The organism is Dyadobacter sp., assembly GCF_051859145.1.
Taxonomy (GTDB): Bacteria; Bacteroidota; Bacteroidia; order Cytophagales; family Spirosomataceae; genus Dyadobacter.
In genome coordinates this window covers 1-2,397 of the sequence record NZ_JBHYGF010000499.1, presented here as the reverse complement: position 1 = coordinate 2,397, position 2,397 = coordinate 1, and the positions used below count along the sequence as shown (strand labels likewise).

At 50.4% G+C, this 2,397-nt stretch carries 2 protein-coding genes; both read right to left on the bottom strand.

Annotated features, from left to right (window positions below):
* Positions 1-1,358 (bottom strand): FAD-dependent oxidoreductase (locus ACTIE6_RS22710; RefSeq protein ID WP_439558807.1); only part of this gene is annotated, 1,358 nt, incomplete at its 3' end.
* 33 nt (positions 1,359-1,391) lie between these two features.
* Positions 1,392-2,397, bottom strand: a 1,006-nt coding sequence (locus ACTIE6_RS22705) for a hypothetical protein (RefSeq protein WP_439558806.1), incomplete at its 5' end; no start/stop codon positions are given.

The following is a 2,397-nucleotide window of genomic DNA, read 5'->3' as shown; positions in this document are numbered from 1 at the left end:
TAATACCCCATCACGCCGCCCATGGTTTTAGTGCCGCCAAGGTCATTGAAATAATCCACCACAATGGTATCAGCGCCTTTATCCACCGAACCTGCCGCAGCCAACGCCCCGGCTGTACCACCGCCCGCTACAATCACCTGCGTTTGTTTTCTGGCAACAACTGCGTCCATCCAGTCAAGGTGCACAGCCTGTAACGGCACATTGAACCCAGGTTCGTCCACCTCTTCAAACTTCACCTTTTTAATATCCAGTCTTTTACCGGGTAGGATCAGATTTTGCGGAGCTGCGGTTTGTGATGGGATTTTTACTCTGTCTACCAATGCCTGTGCATTCTTTTCTAATGCTAAAAGTGCCGCCGCGGAAAGGGGAGTAGTGGTACTATCCAGCACATAATGTCCATTCAAGGAAGTGGTTGGTGCGGCATTATCTGCTAGCATCAGCGAAGCTTCCAATGCGTATTGCTGGATCTGGGCAGTGGCTAATCCTGCGCCTAGTGTTTTGATTTTTAAGCCAAGCTGCGTGGCAATCTGCCTGCCTTTGTGCTCGATCTCTTCGAGTTTGTCGGTATCAACCGGATATTCGAATGCGAGAAATGCGTGGTCGTCCGAAAGTTTTCCGGGGTATAATGTCAGCTTATTTCCGTCCAGGCCAAAAGCTGCATCCGCTTTAATTTCCTTGAATGCCGGTTTACTGACTTTATTCAGTTCCATTACAAAACCTGCTTTCTGCACTTTCAGCGATTTTCCGGAGAGTCTGCGGCTGAATATCAACTGGTCCGAAGCATCGATAAAGGTTTTGCACGGAACTGAAAAAACGCCCTGTTTGGTAGCCAGCAGCACGCCGCTTACCTGACCTTTGCTTTCAAACAAACCACAGGTATCTGTCATCAGCAATAGATCCACTTTGCCTACGAGCAGGTTGCGTACCATTCCTTTCCGGATGCTGCCTTTGAAAAGCGCAATGTGATCGCCCAGCTGACTTTTTCCTTTGCCGGTACCTTTGGTGTTCTTGATTTCCATCAATTCCTGCTCGGGTAGCAGCAGTTCCTGCAAGTCGGGACGAATGGAGTCAAATCCCTGTGCATTGAGCCAGAGCCGGCTTTTGGCAGCGATTTCAAATCCCGGGCTCGACCGTTTTTCCACCACCAGCACTTTTCTGCCCTTTGAAGCAGCGTGGAGCGCAGCGAAATAGCCCGACAATCCCGCGCCATTGATTACAATATCATAATGCCCGACCGCATTCTTGCCGTCAAACTGCCTGCCGATCTCGGCCATCGCCTGCTCGCTGAGCAACGAGCTGGTCAGGAATACAGCGCCGGTGGCGGGTAACGTCAGATTCAGAAATTTACGCCTGTCCATTTTTAAGGTTTTTAACTTGTCCGGGACAAGTGGTTAAGGTTTTAGTTCTTTAATTGTCTCTTGCAGGTCCGCGATGTACACACCCCTGTTATCGTCGTCGTACCCATTAAAAATCACATAGCGCCCGGTGCGGTCCCAGGTTGGGTGCGCATCCATCCGGAAGGAATTGTCTTCCACTTTGGGTACCCTCACGTTGGCAAGACGTATTTCCTTGCCCGTTTTCGTGTTCATCAGTCGGATCGGTACAACTCCGTCTCCTTTGGCGACGCTTTTTTCGTGGTTATAAGAGTCGGTAATGATCAGCGGCAGGCCTTTCGGATGAAAGCTGGGGTGGCCCGATCCCGGAGAGAATACGGTTTTCATTTCGGTGCCGTCGTACTTCGCGGTAATCAGTTCAAGACCGTTTTTGGTGCTGTCCACTTCCAGGTTCATTGAAAAGTGCTCACCGTCGGGCATCCACGCCATGTGGTGGCCGCCTTTTGCATATTGTTTGGTAGTGACCGCCGTGCGGATGTCGCTGCCGTCTGGTTTGATCGTGATGAGCGCTACTTTTCTGGGGCCGCCGGCTTTTGGTTTGATGATCAGGCAGGTCATCAGCCGGGTACCTTGTGCATTCCACATCGCTTTGAATGTGTAGATCTCATAGTTGTCCGGATCGTCAATTCCGACCTTGGGTTTTGCCTCGTCAAAAATGCGCTTAATGGATGCGATCATTTTGGTTTTGCCCGTTTTTACATCCGTTACAAAAAGGCCGTCAGTATGAACTATACCCGAGTTTTTGCGACGGAAATTCTCAGGTAAAATCACCCCGTACCCCGACTGCGCATTCACCGAATTAACCATGTTGTGGCTCGCTGTTTGTTTACCGTCGGGTGTAACCATGAATGTCGCGCCTTCCCATTTCCGGGATGTCTTGCGAATCGGATCGTGCAGGACCGTGTAGGCTTTCCAGGTGCTGGTATCAACTTGATTGTAAAACAATTCATGATCAGTTGCGCCCCACTGCACATTCGCGCCGACTTGCATTTCCCAGCCAAAA